The following is a 17412-nucleotide window of genomic DNA, read 5'->3' on the forward strand; positions in this document are numbered from 1 at the left end:
GGCTACAAGAGCGGCGATGCGAGCCGCGCGGCCGACTCGGCCAGCCTGAGCAGCGGCTTCTGCTCGTGGAGCGCTCGCCGCTTGACCTTCTTCGCGTGGGCGAGATCGAGCTCGAAGCGCTCGGCGAGCTCGTCGGCGCGGGCTTTCGCGTAGAGCACGGCCATGACCTCGAAGTTGAGGCGGAAGCTCCGATTGTCGAAGTTCGCGGTCCCGATCGTGGCGACGTCGTCGACGACGAGGAGCTTCGCGTGCAGCATGCCCGGTCCGTACGTGTGGATCTCGCAGCCCGCGTCGAGCAGCTCCTCGAAGTAGCTCCGCGCGGCGGCGGAGACCACGCGGGAGTCGCCCTGGCTCGGCACGAGGATCCGCACGGCCACACCACGCGCGGCCGCGGTCTTCAGCGCGTAGAGCGTCGTGTCGTCGGGTACGAGGTACGGCGTCGTGAGGAGGATGCGTCGCTCGGCCATCGCGATCGCGGAGAAGAAGAAGGCGTGGATCGGATAGATGTCGCGGTCGGGGCCCGAGCGAAGGAGCTGCACGAGCTCGGCGCCCGCCGAGACCTCCGGAAAGTAGCGGGGCGTCGTCGGCGAGTCGCCTCGGCAGTACACCCAGTTCTCGACGAACGTGTGCTGGAGGTCGGCGACGACGGCTCCCTCGAGCTCGAGGTGTGTGTCGCGCCAGGCCGCATCTCCCGAGTCGCGACGGGAATGGCACGACGACCAGTTCATGCCGCCCGTGAACCCGAGGGTCCCGTCGATCACGACGATCTTGCGATGGGTTCGGAAGTTGAAGAAAAGCGTCCACGCGAGACCGAACCTCGGGGGCTGAAAAATGCGAGCGATGCCTCCCGCCGAGACGAGCGCCTCGAAGAACGCGAGGTTCGCCGAGGAGCCGACGGCGTCGACCAGCACTCGGACCTCGACCCCACGTTTGCGCGCGCGCACCAGGGCGTCGCGGAGGCGCACACCTTGTGCGTCGGCCTCGTAGATGTAGTACTCCACGTGGACGTGGTCGCGCGCGTCGTCGATCGCGGCGACGATCCGATCGTAGAGCGCGTCCCCGTCGTGGTGCACGACGAGACGCTCCGCCGTCGATACGGGTGTATGCTGCAGGCATTCGCCGATGCGCGCGAGGCGGGATGCGTCGCCCGGGGGCAGTCGTCGCCGCACCTCGGCGATGGCCGCGGTCGCTCGCTTTCGAGAGTCGCGGTACCGAAGGCGCCTCCGACGGAGCCTCCTCGGCCCGAAGAGGAGGTACACAGGCAGGCCGACGAACGGGAGGAACACCAGGCCGAGCACCCACGCGAGCGTCGCTGCGGGCGACCGACGCTCGAGGACGAGGAACGTCGTCAGGCCGACCACCCAGGCGGTCTCCCCGAAGGCGAGCACCGACTTCCACGGCACGTCGGTGAGTGTCATGCGGCCGAGCCTACCGCATCCCGGCACCTGCGAGGCAGGGTGGAGCGATGGCCCGTCGCGCGACGGCGGAGCGGATCAGAGAAGCCGTCGGAAGTCGATCGCGCGGATCGTGCGCGGGGCGATGCGGTAGTCGACGATGCGACGGCGCCCGACGGCCTCGCCCCCGACCTGGAGGGGGACGTCCCGCGAGAAGGTCATGCGGACGTGCGAGGTGAACCAATCGGTCATCCCGTCGAGAGGGTGCTGGCCGTGCCAGAGCCTCGGGATGTCCCGGATCGCTCGGAGGGTCGTCTGTTCGTAGACCCGAACGTTCATCATCCCCGGCATGCGCTCGGCGTGGGGGTAGGCGCGAAAGCGGTACCCGAACTCCGGACACGTCGCGCAGCCGGCCACGCTCGCAGGCCCCTCGTAGAGGAGGGAGCCCATGCCGATCCCCTCGAGCCTCCGGACGGCTCCTCGCGCGTCGATGCCGTAGACCTCGGGCGCGAGCGCCTCGATCCGCACCGTGGCCTTTCCGTGGAGCAAGGTCTTCGGCGCCGTCCGGAGCGCGACCGCGGAGAGGTATCCCCAGACGCTCTTCGCCACGCGCCGCGACGGAGCGGACTCGAGCTGCGCACGGTAGTCGTCCAGGATCTCTGCGTCCCAGCCGCTCCCCGCGAAGAACGTGAGCTTCTCGTCGCACGAGAACACGCGGGTCGATCGGGTGGGGAGGGGACCGCGGTGACGCGCGAGGGCGCGCACGCACGCGTCGAGGGAGCGAGCGCCGAGCGAGTGCGCGAACGCGTTTCCGGTCCCGAGGGGGAGCACCCCGAACGCCGGGAGCTCGCGATCTTGGGGGGTCACGGCGTCGAGGGCCGTGAGGAGCGTGACCGCGGAGCCGTCCCCGCCGGCCGCCATCACGGCCTTCGTAGGCCCGAGCGAGCGAAGGAAGCCCTGCACCTCGTCCGCGCTCTTCGTGAGGCGAATCACGGCCCCCGGGAGCACCTCGCCGATCTGCACGGCGATGCGGCGCCCTCCTCGTTTGGCGTTGGCGTTGACGACGATGGCGAGGCCCGCCCCGGTCGCCGAGCCCCGGCGCGTTTTCACGGCAGGGCGCTCGCGATGGCCTCTCGCACCGCGGCCATCACCTCGTCGCGAGGCCGCGAGCTCGAAATGGGAGCGTGAAACGTCACGTGGACAGGCTCGTCGGGTGCCGTGAGCGCGCCGTGGGAGGGGAGCACGTTTCTCGTGCCCGTCACGGTGACCGGTAGGATACGGAGCTCGAGGTCCCTCGCGAGCACGAAGCCGCCCTTCTTGAACGGGCCGAGCTTCCCGTCGAGGCTGCGGGTGCCTTCGGGAGCGATCCAGAGGTGGGTGCCCCCCCGGAGCATGGGCTTCGCGGCTTCGAGGCTGCGGATGGCACTCTCGCGGTTCTCGCGGTCGACGGAAATGAACCCGGCTCCGCGCATCGCGCCGCCGAAGATCGGGATGCGGAAGAGCTCCTGCTTCGCCACCATGCGGAGGTTGCCCCCGAGCACGTGGTAGAGCACCGGCACGTCGTAGTGGGACTGGTGGTTCGACATCACCACGAACGTCTCGCCGGGGGCCACGTGGTCGCGACCCGCCACGGTGACGTCCATCCGTGTGCCTTTCACGATGCGGTGTCCCCACCGGGAGAGGCGTTCGTCGCAGGTCGACTTCGACACGCGACCGACGGCCGCTTCGAGCACGGTCGGCGCACAGATGGCGAGCGTCTCGTACACGCTCATCAGGGTGAGTCGAAGGGAGCGGGCCACGCGCAGGTCCCAGGCTAGTAGCACGACTTTGCCTCCCGACGCCTGCGAGAAGGAGAGGGAAACGCGGAATTTTCGCGCGGAGGGACACACGACGACGGAATCGCCCCGGCATGCGCGTCGCGCACGAAGGATCGCGAGGTGTGCTCCGAAACCCCATTGAATCCGTTCAGTCTGGCCTTTACCATCGTGGCTCGACTGCCGCTTCGTGCGGGAAAAACCTAGCGATGTAGAAGGTTTACGTTCGCCAAGGTGCCCACGTCGTTCGGTTTTTCGGGGAACAGATTCGCAAGGTGACGATGAGCGCGAAGACCATCCGCAGCACACTTGGCCAGCTTCAGGACGACCCGGAGAACACGGAGGCGCTCGCAGAGCTGCGCGCCGCCGTCGGGTATGACGCGGAGACGGGGAAGGTCACCTACGTCGAGGAGGACTTGCCTCGTGCGGAGCTCGCGAAGCTCCTCGAAGCCGCGCGAAAGGCGCACGAGGCCCGTCGCGAGTACGACGCCGTGGCGAACGTGCTGCGCCTCGAGCTCGGGCTCTCGGCCGGAAGTGAAGCGGAGCTCGGGCTCGCGCGAGAGCTCGGGCGTGTTCTCGACGACGAGCTGCTCGACGACGAGGCCGCGGTGAAGGCCTATGGCCGGGTGCTCGAGCTCGCCCCTGGCGACGATCACGCCGAAGAGGCGATCGAGCGCAGCACCATGCGTCGCGCCAAGTGGCGTGAGCTCGTGACCCGCTACGTCGAAGAGGCGAGGTCCGCGAGCGACACGGCGTTGAAGAGCTCGTTCCTGGTGAGCGCGGCCGAGACCGCCTTCCGCTACGGGCGGCCGGAGCTCGCGGCGAAGGGCAAGAAGGGCAAGGCTCCTCGTAAGGTCTTGCTCGAAGAGGTCGTGTCGGGCCTCTCCGAGGCCCTCGAGATCGATCCGAAGAACCGTCGCGCCGCGCTCTTGCTCGAGCACGTCTACCGCGAAGAGGAGCGCTTCGAGGAGCTCGCGCAGGCGATGGAGCGCTTCGCTCTCGAGTCCAGCGCGAAGGACGAGAAGGTCGCGGGATACCTGCGCCTCGGACGTCTCACGCGCAAGCGTCTCGCGGCGCCCGAGCGCGCGGCGACCGCCTACGAGCGTGTCCTCGAGCTGTCCCCGGGCCACCCGGAGGCCATCTCGTTCCTGGCGAATCACTTCACCGAGAAGGAGATGTGGGACCACCTCGTCGCGCTCTACGAGGAGCAGCTCGCCGGCGGCGGCGTTCGCGGTGGCCAAGAGGCTGGAACGCTCCTCCAGATCGCGATGGTCCACTGGCGCATGCGGAAGCGCCCCGAGCAGGCGGAGCCCTATTTCGAGCGTCTCCGGAAGATGGAGCCCGCGCAGCCGGTGATGCTCGCCTTCTTCCGTGAGGTGTGCGTCGAGCGCGGCGAATCGCAGCGGCTCGCGGCTATCCTCGGCGACGCCCAGCGCGCCCTCCCCGAGGCCGAGCGCGCCAAGATCGCGACCGAGATCGCGAAGCTCGCCGAAGAGGGCGCCAACGCCGCCAAGGCGATCGAGCAGTGGCGCGCCCTGCATCGTCAAGATCCGTCGCACGCCGAGGCGCGCGTGGCCCTCCGCCGGCTCTACCGCCAGACGTCCGGGTGGAACGCCCTCGCCGACCTCCTCCGCGGAGAGCTCGAGCGCATCGCTCCGGAGGACGCCGACGCGAGGCTCCCGGTGCTGCGCGAGATCGCCCAGGTCTACCGCGACCACTTGAAGAGCGACTCGGCGCTCGTCGCCGTGCTCACGCAGATCGTCACGCTGGCGCCTCAGGACGCCGACGCGCTCCGCGAGCTCTCGCGCGTGTACGAGGCGCTCCAGCGGTGGCGCGACCTCTTGACCACGCAGGCTCGTCTCGCCGAGCTCGAGCCCGACGCGGGCGCCCGCGCCGAGATCTACCGGGGCATCGCACGCCGGTGGATCGAGCAGTTTTCCAACGTCCAGAACGCCGTCGAGGCGTACGAGAAGCTGCGCGAGGCCGCGCCGCTCGATCCGGAGGCCCTCGAGAAGCTCAAGGAGCTCTACGGGAAACGGCGCACCTACAACAAGCTCTACGAGCTCCACGAGGCCGAGGTCGCCGCGATGGCGCCCGGGGCCGAGCGCCGCGCCATCACGCTCGAGATGGCCAAGCTCGCCGCCGAGCGGCTCGACCGCGGCGCCGACGCGGTACGGCTCTACAAGAAGGTCCTCGAAGAGGAGCCCTCGTACCTCCCCGCGATCGACGCGCTCGAGAAGCAGTCCGAGCGCGACAAGGACTTCCGCTCACTCGCCGAGGTCCTCGAGCGCCGCGTCGAGCTCGCGACCGACGACGCCCAGCGTTTGCAGGTGCTTCAGAAGCTCGGTGCAGTGTACACGGATCGCCTCTCCGACTCGGAGGGGGCGAGCCGGACCTGGACGCGTGTCCTCGAGCTCTCTCCCAACCACCCGAAGGCGCTCCGCGCCCTGCGGGATCGGTTCCTGGAGACGCACGACTTCGACGCGCTGACGGCGATGTACGATCGCACCCAGGACTACGAGGGGCTCGCCGAGGTGCTCTCGGGCGCAGCCGACAAGGCCAGCGATCCGGAGGCGAAGGTCGAGCTTTCGTTCCGTGCAGCGGCCGTCTACCGGGACAACCTCCGCGCGCCGGAGCGTGCCTTCCGCGCGTACGAGCGCGTGCTCGCCGTGCGCCCCACGGACGAGCGGGCCGCGAGCGAGCTCGTGCCGCTCTACGAGTCGGACGAAAAGTGGGGCAGGTTGCCCCCGCTCTACGAAGTGCTCCTCGGTCACGCCAAAGACGACGGCGCCCGGCGAGCGCTGCTCCAGAAGCTCGTGGTGACGACGGGAGACAGGCTCCAGGATCGGAGCACGGCGTTCTCGTGGGCGCGGAAGGTCTACGATCTCGACCCCACCCGGGAAGGCGCGCTCGCGGCTCTCGAGGCCGTCACGCGGAGCGCTGGCAAGTGGTCCGAGCTCGTCGAGATCCTGCGCGCGCGCCTGGCGAAGGGTGAGCCTTCGGCGGCTGAGGCGCGGAGCCTCAAGCTCGCGATCGCAGAGATCGCTGCGCGCGAGCTCGGGAGCGTCGACGAAGCCGTCGCGACGTACCGGTCCCTCTACGAAGCCGACGAGACCGACGAGGAGGTCGGCTCGCGACTCGACGCGCTCCTCCGCGCCGAGGCCCGTCACGACGACCTGCGATGGCTCCTCCGTCGCCGTGTCGATCGCGCCGAGGGCTCCGCGCGTCTCGACTTGCTCGCCGAGTGGGCCACTCTCGAAGAAGAGGGGCTCGAGAGCCCCGAACGCGCGGTGGCGCTCTACCGCGAGATCCTCGACGGAGACCCCTCGAACAAACGCGCCCTGCGTGCCGTCGCGCGGCTCTTGCGCCACGGCGGCGACGCGGCGGGTGCGGCTGCGGCGATCGAACGAGAGCGAGACCTGGCTCAAGGCAAGGACCTCGTCGCGAGGGAGCTCGAGCTCGCGGAGCTCTACATGGGGAGCTTGGGCCGTCCGGTCGACGCGCTCGCCGCTGCCGAGCGGGCCCTCGCCGCCGAGCCCAACGCACCGGAGGCGGTCGCGGTCGTCGAGAAGCTCCTTCCCGTCGCGGAGACCCGCGGCCGGGCGGCGGTGGTCCTCGAAGAGTCGTACGCTGCGACGGGGCGCCTCGAAAAACAAGCCGAGGTGCTCGGCGTGCGCATCGCGACCGCGGTGTCGCGCCAGGACAGGCTGCCGCTCTTCGAGCGCCTCGCCGACGTGCACGAGAAGCAGGGGGCCTTCGCGCTCGCGTTCGACGTCGTCGCGCGCGCCGTGGACGAGATCCCCTCCGAGCTCGCCCTGTGGGATCGCCTCGGCGTGCTCGCGAACCAGACGCAGCGAACCCAGGCCTTCGTCGATGCGATCGCGGCCTCGGTACCGCGCACCGGGCCCACGTCGCTGCCTCTCGCCGTCGAGCTCGATCTCGCCGAGCGCGCGGCCACGCTGTACGACGAGAACCTCGGCGACTCCGACGCGGCTCGCCCGTACCTCGAGCGCATCCTCAAGGCCGACCCGAAGAACGAACGCGCCTTCGCCCGCCTCCGTCAGAACCTCACCGCGCGCGAAAAGTGGGCCGATCTCGAGGCCGCCTACGAGCAGGTGATCGCCGCGCAAGAAGGCGAAGTGCGCGCGTCGCTCCTCGTCGACGTCGCGACCCTCGTGGAAGAGATCGTGGGCGAGCCCACGCGCGCCGTGGGGTATTACGAGCGCATCCTCGAGACCTTGCCCGATCACGATCAGGCCGTCTCCGCGCTCGACAAGCTCTACGCCGCGTCGGGCGAGTGGCGAAAGCTGTCGGCGCTCCTTCAGCGCAAGCTCGGCAACGCCATCGGTGACGAGGCCACGACGCTGCGCCTCCGCCTCGGCAGGATCTTCCACGAGAAGCTCTCCGAGCCAGGGAACGCGATCGGGTACCTCGAGGAGGTCCTCGCGGACGACCCGACGAACCGCGAGGCGAAGGACCTCGTGGAGGCGACGCTGGCCGTGCCCGAGCTGCGTAAGCGTGCGGCTGAAATTCTAGAGGGAGTGTACTCCCACCGCGGCGAGAGCCGTGATCTCGTTCGGATTCTCGAGGTCCGGCTCGAGTTCGCCACCGACCGCGACGAACGACGAGACCTCCTGCGCCGCGTCGCCGACCTCCGCGACGAGAAGCTCACCGACGACGCCGGTGCCCTCGAGGCCTACGCGCGCCTCGTTCCGCTCACCCCCGAGGACGTCGACAACCGGCGCCGCTTCCTCGAGATCAGCGCGCGCCACGGCGCGATGGCGAAGGCCGCCGAGGTGCTCCGCGAGGCCGCCGAGGCCGCCTCCGCGCCGCAGCCGCGCGCCGACATTCTCCTCGAGGTCGCGAAGATCCACGAGGGGAGCGCCGACGCGACGCGCGCCGAAGGGATCTACCGCGAGGTGCTCGAGCTCGACCGGGAGGACCCGACGGTGGCCCTGCCGGCCGCTCGCTCGCTCGAGCGCATCTACGGAGCGACGGGGCGTAGCAAAGAGCTCGCCGAGATGATCCGCGTCCAGGTGAAGCTCGAGGTCGAGCCCGACGCTCGTCGCGCGCTGCTCGGCCGGCTCGGGGCCCTCTGCGAAGAGCAGCTCTCCGACCTCGACGCCGCCGTGGGCGCGTGGAAGGAGCGCCTCGAGGACGACCCGACCGACGACGAGGCCCTCGTGGCCCTCGACCGGCTCTACGAGCGCAAGGGAGACGCGCGCGCGCTCGTCGACATCCTTCGCTCGCGGGAGCGCCTTGCCCAGGGCGCCGACGCGCGCAAGACCTTCATGGTCCGCGCCGCCGCGACGCTCGACGAGAAGCTCGGAGACATCGACGAGGCCATCCTCGCGTACCGGGCGGTGCTCGACGACTTCGGTCCCGAGCGCTCGATCCTGGCGAGCCTCGCGCGCCTCTACGAACGTGCGAAGCGCAACGAGGATCTCGCCGAGACGCTGGTCGCGGAGCTCGGCCTCGTGGACGTCGTCGACGAACGCCTCGACCTCCTGACGCGGCTCGGCGACGTGCGACGAAACCTCCTCGGCGAGGTCGACGCCGCCATCGACGCGTACCGTGAGGCGCTCACGCTGAGCCCCTCCCACGCGAAGAGCCGCGAGGCCGTCGAGGCGCTCCTCGATCACGAGACCGCTCGCAAGGACGCCGCCGACCTCCTCCGCCCCCTCTACGAAGCGGACGACGCGCACGAGAAGCTCCTCCGCGTCCTCGACATCCAGATCGACGGAACGGACGGGATCGACGAGAAGCTCCAGCTGCTCGCGCTCGCGGCCGACGTGGCCGAAGGTCGCCTGCACGACGCGACGCGAGCCTTCGTGTACGCGGCCCGTGGCACACGCCACGCCGCGGCCGAGACTCAGCTCGGGGAGTGGCTCCAAAGGGTCGAGCGGCTCGCCGAAAAGAACGGTGATTTCAAGGGTTTGTGCGCCCTTTTGAGGGAGGTCGCGGGCGACATCCTGGACGAGGACCGCCAGGTCGCGGTGCTCCTCCGGGTGGCGGACCTCGGCCGCGACAAGCTCGACGATCTCGACCTCGCGCGCGAGTACTACGAGAAGGCGCTGGAGCTCCGAGGCGACGACGAGCACGCCCTCCTCGCGCTGGAGGCGATCTTCGAAGGGAAGGGCGCGGACCAGGACCTCTACCGCATCCTCAAGCGGCGGGGCGAGAGCGCTCGGACCGACGGCGAGCGGCGCACCGTGTACATGAAGGAAGCCCGCCTCCTCGACGAGAAGCTCGGCGAGAAGGTGTCCGCGATCGAGGTGTACGAGCGGATCCTCGATTTGGGCCTCGAGGCGGACGCGATCGCGTCGCTCGAGCGCCTCTACGCCAGCGAGGGCCGCTGGGAGGACCTCGTCGCGCTCCACGAGCGGAGGCTCTCCGAGGGGGCCCTCTCGGACAGCGACAAGGCCGCTCTCCACCACGCGCTGGGTGGCCTGCGCGAGGCGCGCCTCGGCGACGCGGATCGCGCGTTCGACGAGTACGTAGCTGCTCTCACCCTGGTGCCGCAGCACGCGCCGACCGTGGCGTCCCTCGAGGCGCTCATGAAGGAGCAGGCGCACGCCGCGCGCTCCGCGGAGATCCTCGAAGGGGTGTATCTCGCGCGCCACGAGTGGCGCAAAGTGATGTCCACCCTCGAGGCCCGGCTCGGCGCGAGCCAGGATCCCGACGAGCGTCGCCAGCTGCTTCGGCGCCTTTCGAAGCTCGAAGAGGAGCAGTCCGACGACCTCAAGGCCGCGCTCGACGTGACGGCTCGGCTCCTCGCCGAGGACGTCACCGACGAGTCGACCTGGGCCGAGCTCGAGCGCCTCGCGCGCGCCGCCAACGCCGAGCGTCGCCTCGCCGAGGTGTACGCGTCCGAGCTCGAGAAGATCGCCTCGGACGAGCCCGCCACGGCGAAGCTCGCCGAGCGGACCGGAGAGCTCTTCGAGCAGCTCGGGGACATCGACCGTGCGCTCGTCTTCTTCCGGCGGGCGTATGCGTTCGCTCCCGAGGACCAAAAGGCGGCGTTCGATGCCATCGATCGCCTCCTCACGAAGGCGAAGCGCCCGGTCGAGCGGGTGGCCCTTTACCGCGAGTCGCTCGACCATCGCCACGACTCGTCCGATCGCGTTCGCACGCTGCACGTCATCGCGGGCCTCCAGGAGGCCGAGCTCGGCGACGACGCGGCGGCGATCGAGAGCTACCGTGCCGCGGTGGACACCGAGGACACGGACACGACGTCGCTCGACGCGCTCACGAGGCTCTTCGCCAAGAACGCCCGGTGGGACGACCTGTCCGAGCTCCTCCGCCGCCGCGCCGAGCAGAGCGCGATGCCCGAAGAAGAGGCCCGCTTCCGCTTCGATCTCGCCACCGTCCTTCGCGAGAAGGTCGGCGACGTGAGCCGGGCGGTCGACGAGTACCAGGCCATCGTCGAGCTCCTCGGCGAGTCTCCCCGTACCCCCTACCGGGAGACGGTGGCGGCTCTCGAGTCGCTCCTCTCGGACGAGTCGCACAAGGTGCGAGTCGTCGAGATCCTGCGGCCGCTCTACGAGCGCGCAGACGACTGGCAGCATATCGTCTCGGTGAACGAGCACCGTCTCGCGATCGCCCAAGACTCGGGCGAGCGGGTCGGAGTCCTTCGCGAGAACGCCCGCTTGCTCGAGCAGCGCGGCAACGACCCGCATCGAGCCTTCGAGGCCTTGCGCCAAGCCTTCGTGCTCGACCCGGACGACGGGGAGACGCGGGAGGAGCTCGACCGTCTCGCGGTGGCGACGTCGCGCTGGGACGACCTCGCCGAGACCTACGAGCGTGGGATCGAGGCAACCGATGGCGTCGGCAAACGGGAGCTCCTCGAGGCGCTCGCCAAGCTGCACGACAAGCGTCGCGACGATCCGCGTCGCGCGCTCGACGCGTACGACCGGCTCTTCCGCCTCGACGAGAGCGAGATTCATCCGCTCGACGAGATGGTCGATCTCGCCACGCTCTTGTCCGACTGGCCCACGTTGGTGCGCGTCCTGACGAAGCGCGTCGAGCTCATCCCCTCCGACGACGAGCGTGCGAGCACGTGGCGGCGCATCGGCGAGGCCAAACGCGACATGCTCGACGACGCGCAAGGTGCCACCGAGGCCTACGAGCGCGCGCTCGACCTCGAGCCGGAGAGCGCGTTCACGCTCGACAACCTCATCCCGCTCTACGAGGCGAAGAACGACGCCGCGAGGCTCGTCGACCTCTATCGTCGACGAATCGAGCTCTGCGGAGAGGACGACGAGGGCCTCAAGCTGCAGCTCCTCCTCGACGCCGCCGAGCGCTACGAGAAGGGGCTCGGAGAGCGACGCGAGGCGATCCAAGCGCTCACCGAGGCCCTCGAGGTTCGCCCCGACTCGGTCGACGTCCTCGAGCGCCTCGGCGCGCTCTACGAGACCGAAGGGATGTACGCCGAGCTCCACGAGAACCTCCGCGCCCGCGCGGGGCTCGAGGCCGACTCCGACAAGCGCCGCGCGCTCAAGAAGCGTGTCGGTGGGCTGCTCGCGAAGGAGCTCGACGATCCCGCGCAGGCGCTCGTCGCGTACTCCGACGTGCTCGCGATGGGCTTCGATCCCGACGCGATCGCGGCCATCCGCGCGATCGGCGAGGCCCGCGAAGAGCTCCGGCACGAGGCGGCCGAGTCGGTCACCGGCATCCTGCTCGCCGAGGGCAAGTACGCCGAGCTCGTCGACGTGCTCGAGCTCCGCCTCCGCGCCGAGACCGAGCCCTTCGATCGAGCCCGGACCCTCCGGCAGATCGCGGAGTATTGCGAAAATCGGGTCGAGTCGCCCGATCGCGCCCTCGGCGCGCTCCTCCGTTCGCTCGCCGAAGAGCCCGGGGACGCGCCGACCCACACCGACATCGAGCGGCTCTGCAAGGCCGTCGGCAAGTCCGGCTTCGAGAAGTACGCCGACACGTTGCGCGAACGGGCCACGTCCACGTTCGACTCGACGGTGACCGCCGACCTCTACGCGAGGCTCGGCCGCATCGAGCGCGCCGAGCTCGGGAACGCCAGGAAGGCTGCGGAGGCCTTCCAGCACGCCGCCGAACAAGGGGGAGACACGACCGAGGTGCTCGTCGCCCTCGAGTCGGTCTTCTCGGAGCTCGGCGACAGCGCCGCCCTCGCCGACGTGCTCGAGCGGCGCATCGCCCTCGAGACGGAGGCCGAGCCCACCGCCGATCTGGTGCACCGGCTCGCGTGCCTCCAGATCGACGCGCTCGGCGAAAAAGCCCAAGGTTTGGCGACCTTGCGCACGGCCCTCGAGAAGGTCCCGTCGCACGCGAAGAGCCGCGAGCTCATGGAGAAGCTCCTCGACGACACGGATCTCTTCGAGGACGCGTTCGAGAGCCTCGAGGCGGTGTACCGCCAGCTCTCGCTCTCCAAGGAGCTCGGCGACCTCTTCGCACGGCGTGTCGCGCGGGCCGACGGCCGCAAGGCTCGGGTCGCGGCGCGCCTCGACCACGCGAAGATCCTCGAGAACGAGGTCCGCGACGTCGAAGGCGCCCAGCGCGCCATCGAGGCCGCGATCTCGGACGACCCCCTCGAGTCCGAGGCGCAGGCCGAGCTCGAGCGTCTCGCCGGGATCACGGGGCGATGGGCGAGCGCTGCCGATGCGCTGGCCGCCTCGCTCGACGCGAGCGCGGAGGGGAAGACGCTCTCCACGACGAACCTGGACGCCTTCGGCGAGCCGGTGACGCTCTGGATCCGGCTCGCCGGCTGGAGACGGGACCGCGCGAACGACGCCGCGGGCGCCGAGGTCGCGCTCCGCAAGGCGATCGCCCTCGACAAGGAGAGCCTCGACGCGCTCCGCGAGCTCGAGGCCCTCTTGCGGGTGTCGGGACGGGAACGAGATCTCGTCGAGGTGCTCCGCCATCGCGCGAAGCTCGAGACGGACCCGTCCGACAAGAAAGCTCTCCTTCGAGAGGCGAAGGAGGTCTCGCAGAACACCCTCGGGGACGTCGCGCTCGCCGAGGCGGCCCTCCGGGAGCTCCTCGCCGAGAACGAAGCCGACGACTGGGCGCTCGCCGAGCTCGTCGCGCTTCGAGAGCACGCCGGCGACTTCGCCGAGGTGACGACGCTCCTCTTGAAGCGCGCCGAGAACGTCATGGACGGAAACGAGGCGCTCGAGCTTCGTCGACGTGCGGCCGAGGTCGTCCTCGAAAAGCTCGACGACAAGCCCCGTGCCATCTCGCTCCAGCAGGAGATCCTCGACAGCGAGCCGGGGGACGAGAAGGCGGCGCGTGCCCTGCGAAGCCTCTTCGCCGAGACCGGTCGCGACAAGGACCTCGCGAAGCTCCTCGCCACGCTGGTCGACAACGCGACGAGCGTGGAGGAGCGTGTGGCCCTCAGGCTCGACCTCGCGAAGCTCCAGATGGAGAAGTTCGCGGCGCCGAACGACGCGATCGATACGCTCACGGCCGTGCTCGACGAGGATCCCGATCAAGGGGACGCGGCGCTGGCGCTCTCGGAAATCCTTGAAAAGACAGGACAAGACGACAAGCTCGCCGATCTCCTCGACACGCAGATCGCGCGTGCGAAGGATCGTGGAGACACGACGTCCGAGCTCGCCCTCAAGGTGCGCCTCGGTCAGGTCCTCGAGGGGCGCCTCAAGGATACGGGTCGGGCCTTGTCGACCTACGAAGCGGTGCTCGAACAGGACGCCTCGCATCGCGGCGCGCTCGAGGCCGTGGCCCGCATCACCGAGGCGCGCTCCGACTACGAGAGAGCGGCGTCCGCCTTGGGCAAGCTCGTCGATATCTCGGAGCCCGCCGACGCCAAGGCGTTCGCCCTCCGGCTCGCCGACGTGCGCCAGGCGAGAGACGACCTCGACGGCATGGAGGACGCGCTTCGCCGCGCGATCGCCCTCGTTCCGCCGGGGCTCGACGTGCGGCCGAGGCTCCTCGCCGCGTTCGAGAAGCGCAAGAAGTGGGCGGAGCTCGCCGAGATGCTCGTCGAAGAGGCGGAGCTCTCGAAGCCCGCGGTCGTCCCGTCGCTCCCGGCGACCGGATCGCTGCCGCCGCCGGCCGAGGTCGTGGGCCCGGTCAAGCTCCTCCGTCGTGCGGCGGAGATCCACCTGAGCCAGCGGAAGAGCCCCGCCGACGCCGTGCCGGTCCTCGAGAAGGCGACCGAGCTCGTCCCGGCGGACCGCGAGCTCTTGCTCATGCTCTGCGATGCCTACACGGCTGCGGGTCGCGAGCAGGACGCGACGGTCGTGCTCGAGCGCATCATCGCGTCGTTCGGCCAGAAGCGTACGAAGGAGCTGTCGGTGTTCCACCACAGGCTCGGCAAGGCGCTCGCGCAGATCGGCAACAAGGACTCGGCGCTCACCCAGCTCGACATGGCCTTCAAGATCGATCCGGGTAGCGTCCCCGTCCTCCGCGACCTCGGCGTCCTCGCCCTCGACTCGGGCGATCTGGAACGAGCTCAGAAGACCTTCCGCGCCCTCCTTCTTCAGCGCCTCGAGCCCGGTTCGGGTATCTCGAAGGGGGAGGTCTTCTTCTACCTCGGCGACATCTCGATGCGCCAAGGAGACGCCCCCAAGGCGAAGCAGATGCTCGAGCGCGCGCTCGAGAACGAGCCTGGCCTCGAGCGGGCGAAGTCGATGCTCGACACGCTGAAGTCGTGATTCGGAGGGGCCTCGGCGCGCTCGTCGGGCTCCTCGTTCGCCTCTGGATCCATACGCTCCGTGTTCGCCTCTCGGCTGCCCCCGAGCTCGAGGGGCGCACGGAGCCGTGGGTCCTCTGCTTTTTTCACGGCCAGCAATTTCCGCTCTTGGCGTGGCGTGCACGGCGAACGACGTCGGTGCTCGTGAGCTTGTCGCGTGATGGCGGGTGGCTCGCGGCCATCCTCGATGCCCTCGGGTTCGGGGTCGTGCGCGGCTCGTCCTCGCGGGGCGGGGCGAGGGCGCTCGCGGCCCTCGTGAGGCGAGGGAGGGAGGGCCACGATCTCGCCTTCGCGGTCGACGGTCCGAGGGGGCCCGCGGGAGTCGCCAAGCCGGGTGCCGCGTTCGTCGCGGCGCGCATCGGCGGAGCGCTCGTGCCGATGGGCGCCGCGGTCGCGTGGGGGAGGCGGTTTCGTCGCTCGTGGGACGGGTTCGCGCTCGCGTATCCGCTCTCGAGGGTGGCCATCGTCCTCGGTCCCCCGCTCGACCCTCGGTCCCCCCCGGAGGAGCTCGAGGCCGCCGTGCGTGCCGCAGAGGCGGAGGCTCACAAGTTGTTGATATAGCTTTGGAAAGTGCGCCCCGCGCGGGGCGTTGCCGGCTTCCTGGACGTCGTGTTGAATGGAAGCCTGGGCCGATCGGTCCAAGTGCGTCGAGGTGGAGCGGACCCCGCCCCTCGAAAGCCTTGTCATCCTTCTAGGAGATGCTCATGCGTACTGCCTTCGTCGCCCTCGCCGGTCTCGTCGCTTCGGCTTCCGTCATGGCCTGCAACATCACGACGAACCCCGACGGGTCCATCACGATCAAGCCCCCGACCGAGTTTGTGTCGGACCAGCGCCCCCAGAAGGAGGCCGCTTACACCGGTCAGGTGATCGAGGTCTTGAACGATGGCCCCAACCCGGCGCTCGGGGTCACCTTCACGGTGACGGGCGCGGCCGGGGCGACCAAGGTCACGGCGGCGGCGGTCGTGTCGTCGCAGGGCGAGGCGGGAGACACGGAGAACGCCGGCCTCGCGAACAAGGAGGTCCTCGAGTCGTTCTCGGTGAGCGAGGTCGGAGGCAAGCTCGTCGTGCGGTGTGGCCATGCGACGAAGGACTACGGCACGATCAAAAAGGCGAGCACGGGCTGCAAGTCGCTCGTCGTGACGGTGCCCGCAGGAGACGCCACGAAGCCCATCAACCTCGTGGTGAAGTCGGGCAACGGCGGCGTGAACGTGGCCGGTGTCACGGGCAGCGTGACCGTCGAGTCCACGGGCAGCGGCGACGCGATCGTGTCGGCCACCCCCGTGAAGGACAGCGTCCTCTCGGTCGTCTCCGACGACACCGCTTCGTTGGCCGTGCCGGCGTCGTTCGCCGCCGACCTCGTGACCCTCTCGGCGGACGAAGCGAAGGATGTCGTGACGACCGACTTCCCCGATCTCAAGAACGGCCAAGGCTACGGGACGGCGGGTACGGGAGCGAAGAGCATCACCGTGCGCTCTACGGGGCTCATCGGCCAGGCGATCCTCAAGAAGCAGTAGTCCCCGCTGCTCCGACAACGAAGGGCCCGCGGCAAGAGTCCGTGGGCCCTTCGCCCTTTCTGCTAAGACTCGGGCTCGTGAAGCTCGCCTCCGTCAACGTCGACCTCGACGAAATCCCGAACTACTTCGGCATCCATGGGCTCGCCGCGGAAGGGGCCGTGAAGAGCGCGGTCTACGACCTGGCCGTGCCGCGGCTCGTCGATTTCGCGCGTGCCCACGGGGTGCCTCTCACGTTCTTCGCGGTGGGCGCCGATCTAGAGCGCCCCGAGTCGGCCGAGGCCCTCCGCGCGGCCGCGGCGGGCGGGGTCGAGATCGGCAACCACACGCTCACGCACGACTACCGCCTGACGACCCGGTCGCGTGCCCAGATCCTCGAGGAGGTCCGCGGCGGCGCCGACGCGATCGAGCGCGCGACCGGGCGGCGACCGCGAGGGTTCCGTGCCCCGGGGTACACCATCACCGACACGGTCTTCGACGTGCTCGACGAGCTCGAGGTCGCCTACGACTCGTCGGTGTTCCCGTGCCCGCTCTACTGGCTCGCGAAGGCGTCCGCGCTCGGGCTCATCCGCGTACGAGGGCGAGAGAGCCGAAGCATCGTCGACCATCCGCAGGTGCTCCGCGCTCCCACGCGCCCGTACCGCGTCGGTCGACCCTACTCGACGCGAGGGCGTGGCATCGTCGAGCTCCCGATCCAGGTCACGCCCGGCCTTCGCTTTCCGGTGATCGGCACGAGCCTCACCCTCGCCGGGCCGACCGGGGCGCGGCTCCTCGCCGCTCAGTGCGCGGGCGAGCCCCTCGTGAACCTGGAGCTCCACGGGATCGACGTGCTCGATCGCCACGACGGCCTCGAGGCGCTCGTGCCCTACCAGGTCGACGTCCGTGTTCCGCTCTCTCGAAAGCTCGACTCCCTCGGGGCCGCCATCGCGCTCCTTCGGGGTCGCGGCTACACGTTCGTCACGCTCGAAGAGGCGGCCTCGGCCGTCCTTTGAGGGGCACGCCCGCCGGGG

6 protein-coding genes are annotated in these 17412 nt (G+C 69.8%); 3 read left to right on the top strand and 3 right to left on the bottom strand.

Features of this window, described 5'->3' with window-relative positions; translation table 11 throughout:
• Window positions 1–2: 2 nt before the first annotated feature.
• The 3 genes from cls to IPK71_19310 all read right to left on the bottom strand — a co-directional run bounded on the left by cls (window position 3) and on the right by IPK71_19310 (window position 3166).
• The gene (cls, locus tag IPK71_19300; GenBank protein ID MBK8215881.1) at window positions 3–1418 is read right to left on the bottom strand and encodes a cardiolipin synthase; all 1416 of its coding nucleotides are present in this window, start codon (window positions 1416–1418) and stop codon (window positions 3–5) included.
• 75 nt (window positions 1419–1493) lie between these two features.
• A complete protein-coding gene (locus IPK71_19305) occupies window positions 1494–2504 on the bottom strand; it encodes a hypothetical protein (GenBank protein MBK8215882.1) in 1011 nt (336 codons plus the stop codon).
• Complete coding sequence (locus IPK71_19310; GenBank protein ID MBK8215883.1) at window positions 2501–3166, bottom strand: 1-acyl-sn-glycerol-3-phosphate acyltransferase; 666 nt, start codon at window positions 3164–3166, stop codon at window positions 2501–2503. The genes IPK71_19305 and IPK71_19310 overlap by 4 nt, the downstream gene beginning before the upstream one ends.
• Window positions 3167–3489: 323 nt before the next feature.
• On the opposite strand from IPK71_19310, the gene IPK71_19315 reads away from it, so the two are divergent.
• Genes IPK71_19315 through IPK71_19325 form a run of 3 tightly spaced genes read left to right on the top strand, consistent with a single transcriptional unit; the run spans window position 3490 to window position 17394 of the window.
• Window positions 3490–14853 (top strand): tetratricopeptide repeat protein, encoded by an 11364-nt coding sequence (locus IPK71_19315; GenBank protein ID MBK8215884.1) that lies wholly within the window; start codon window positions 3490–3492, stop codon window positions 14851–14853.
• On the top strand, window positions 14850–15452 hold the full coding sequence (locus IPK71_19320; GenBank protein MBK8215885.1) for a DUF374 domain-containing protein: 603 nt from the start codon (window positions 14850–14852) through the stop codon (window positions 15450–15452). The genes IPK71_19315 and IPK71_19320 overlap by 4 nt, the downstream gene beginning before the upstream one ends.
• Before the next feature lie 55 nt (window positions 15453–15507).
• On the top strand, window positions 15508–17394 hold the full coding sequence (locus tag IPK71_19325; protein MBK8215886.1) for a polysaccharide deacetylase family protein: 1887 nt from the start codon (window positions 15508–15510) through the stop codon (window positions 17392–17394).
• Window positions 17395–17412 lie beyond the last annotated feature (18 nt).

Source organism: Myxococcales bacterium (assembly GCA_016712525.1).
GTDB lineage: Bacteria > Myxococcota_A > Polyangia > Polyangiales > Polyangiaceae > JAAFHV01.

Bases quoted from the DNA above. Each gene is read 5' to 3' on its own strand.
- IPK71_19310 (MBK8215883.1), bottom strand. From the start codon at position 3,166: ATGAGCGTGTACGAGACGCTCGCCATCTGTGCGCCGACCGTGCTCGAA.
- IPK71_19325 (MBK8215886.1), top strand. From the start codon at position 15,508: ATGGAAGCCTGGGCCGATCGGTCCAAGTGCGTCGAGGTGGAGCGGACC.
- cls (MBK8215881.1), bottom strand. From the start codon at position 1,418: ATGACACTCACCGACGTGCCGTGGAAGTCGGTGCTCGCCTTCGGGGAG.
- IPK71_19315 (MBK8215884.1), top strand. From the start codon at position 3,490: ATGAGCGCGAAGACCATCCGCAGCACACTTGGCCAGCTTCAGGACGAC.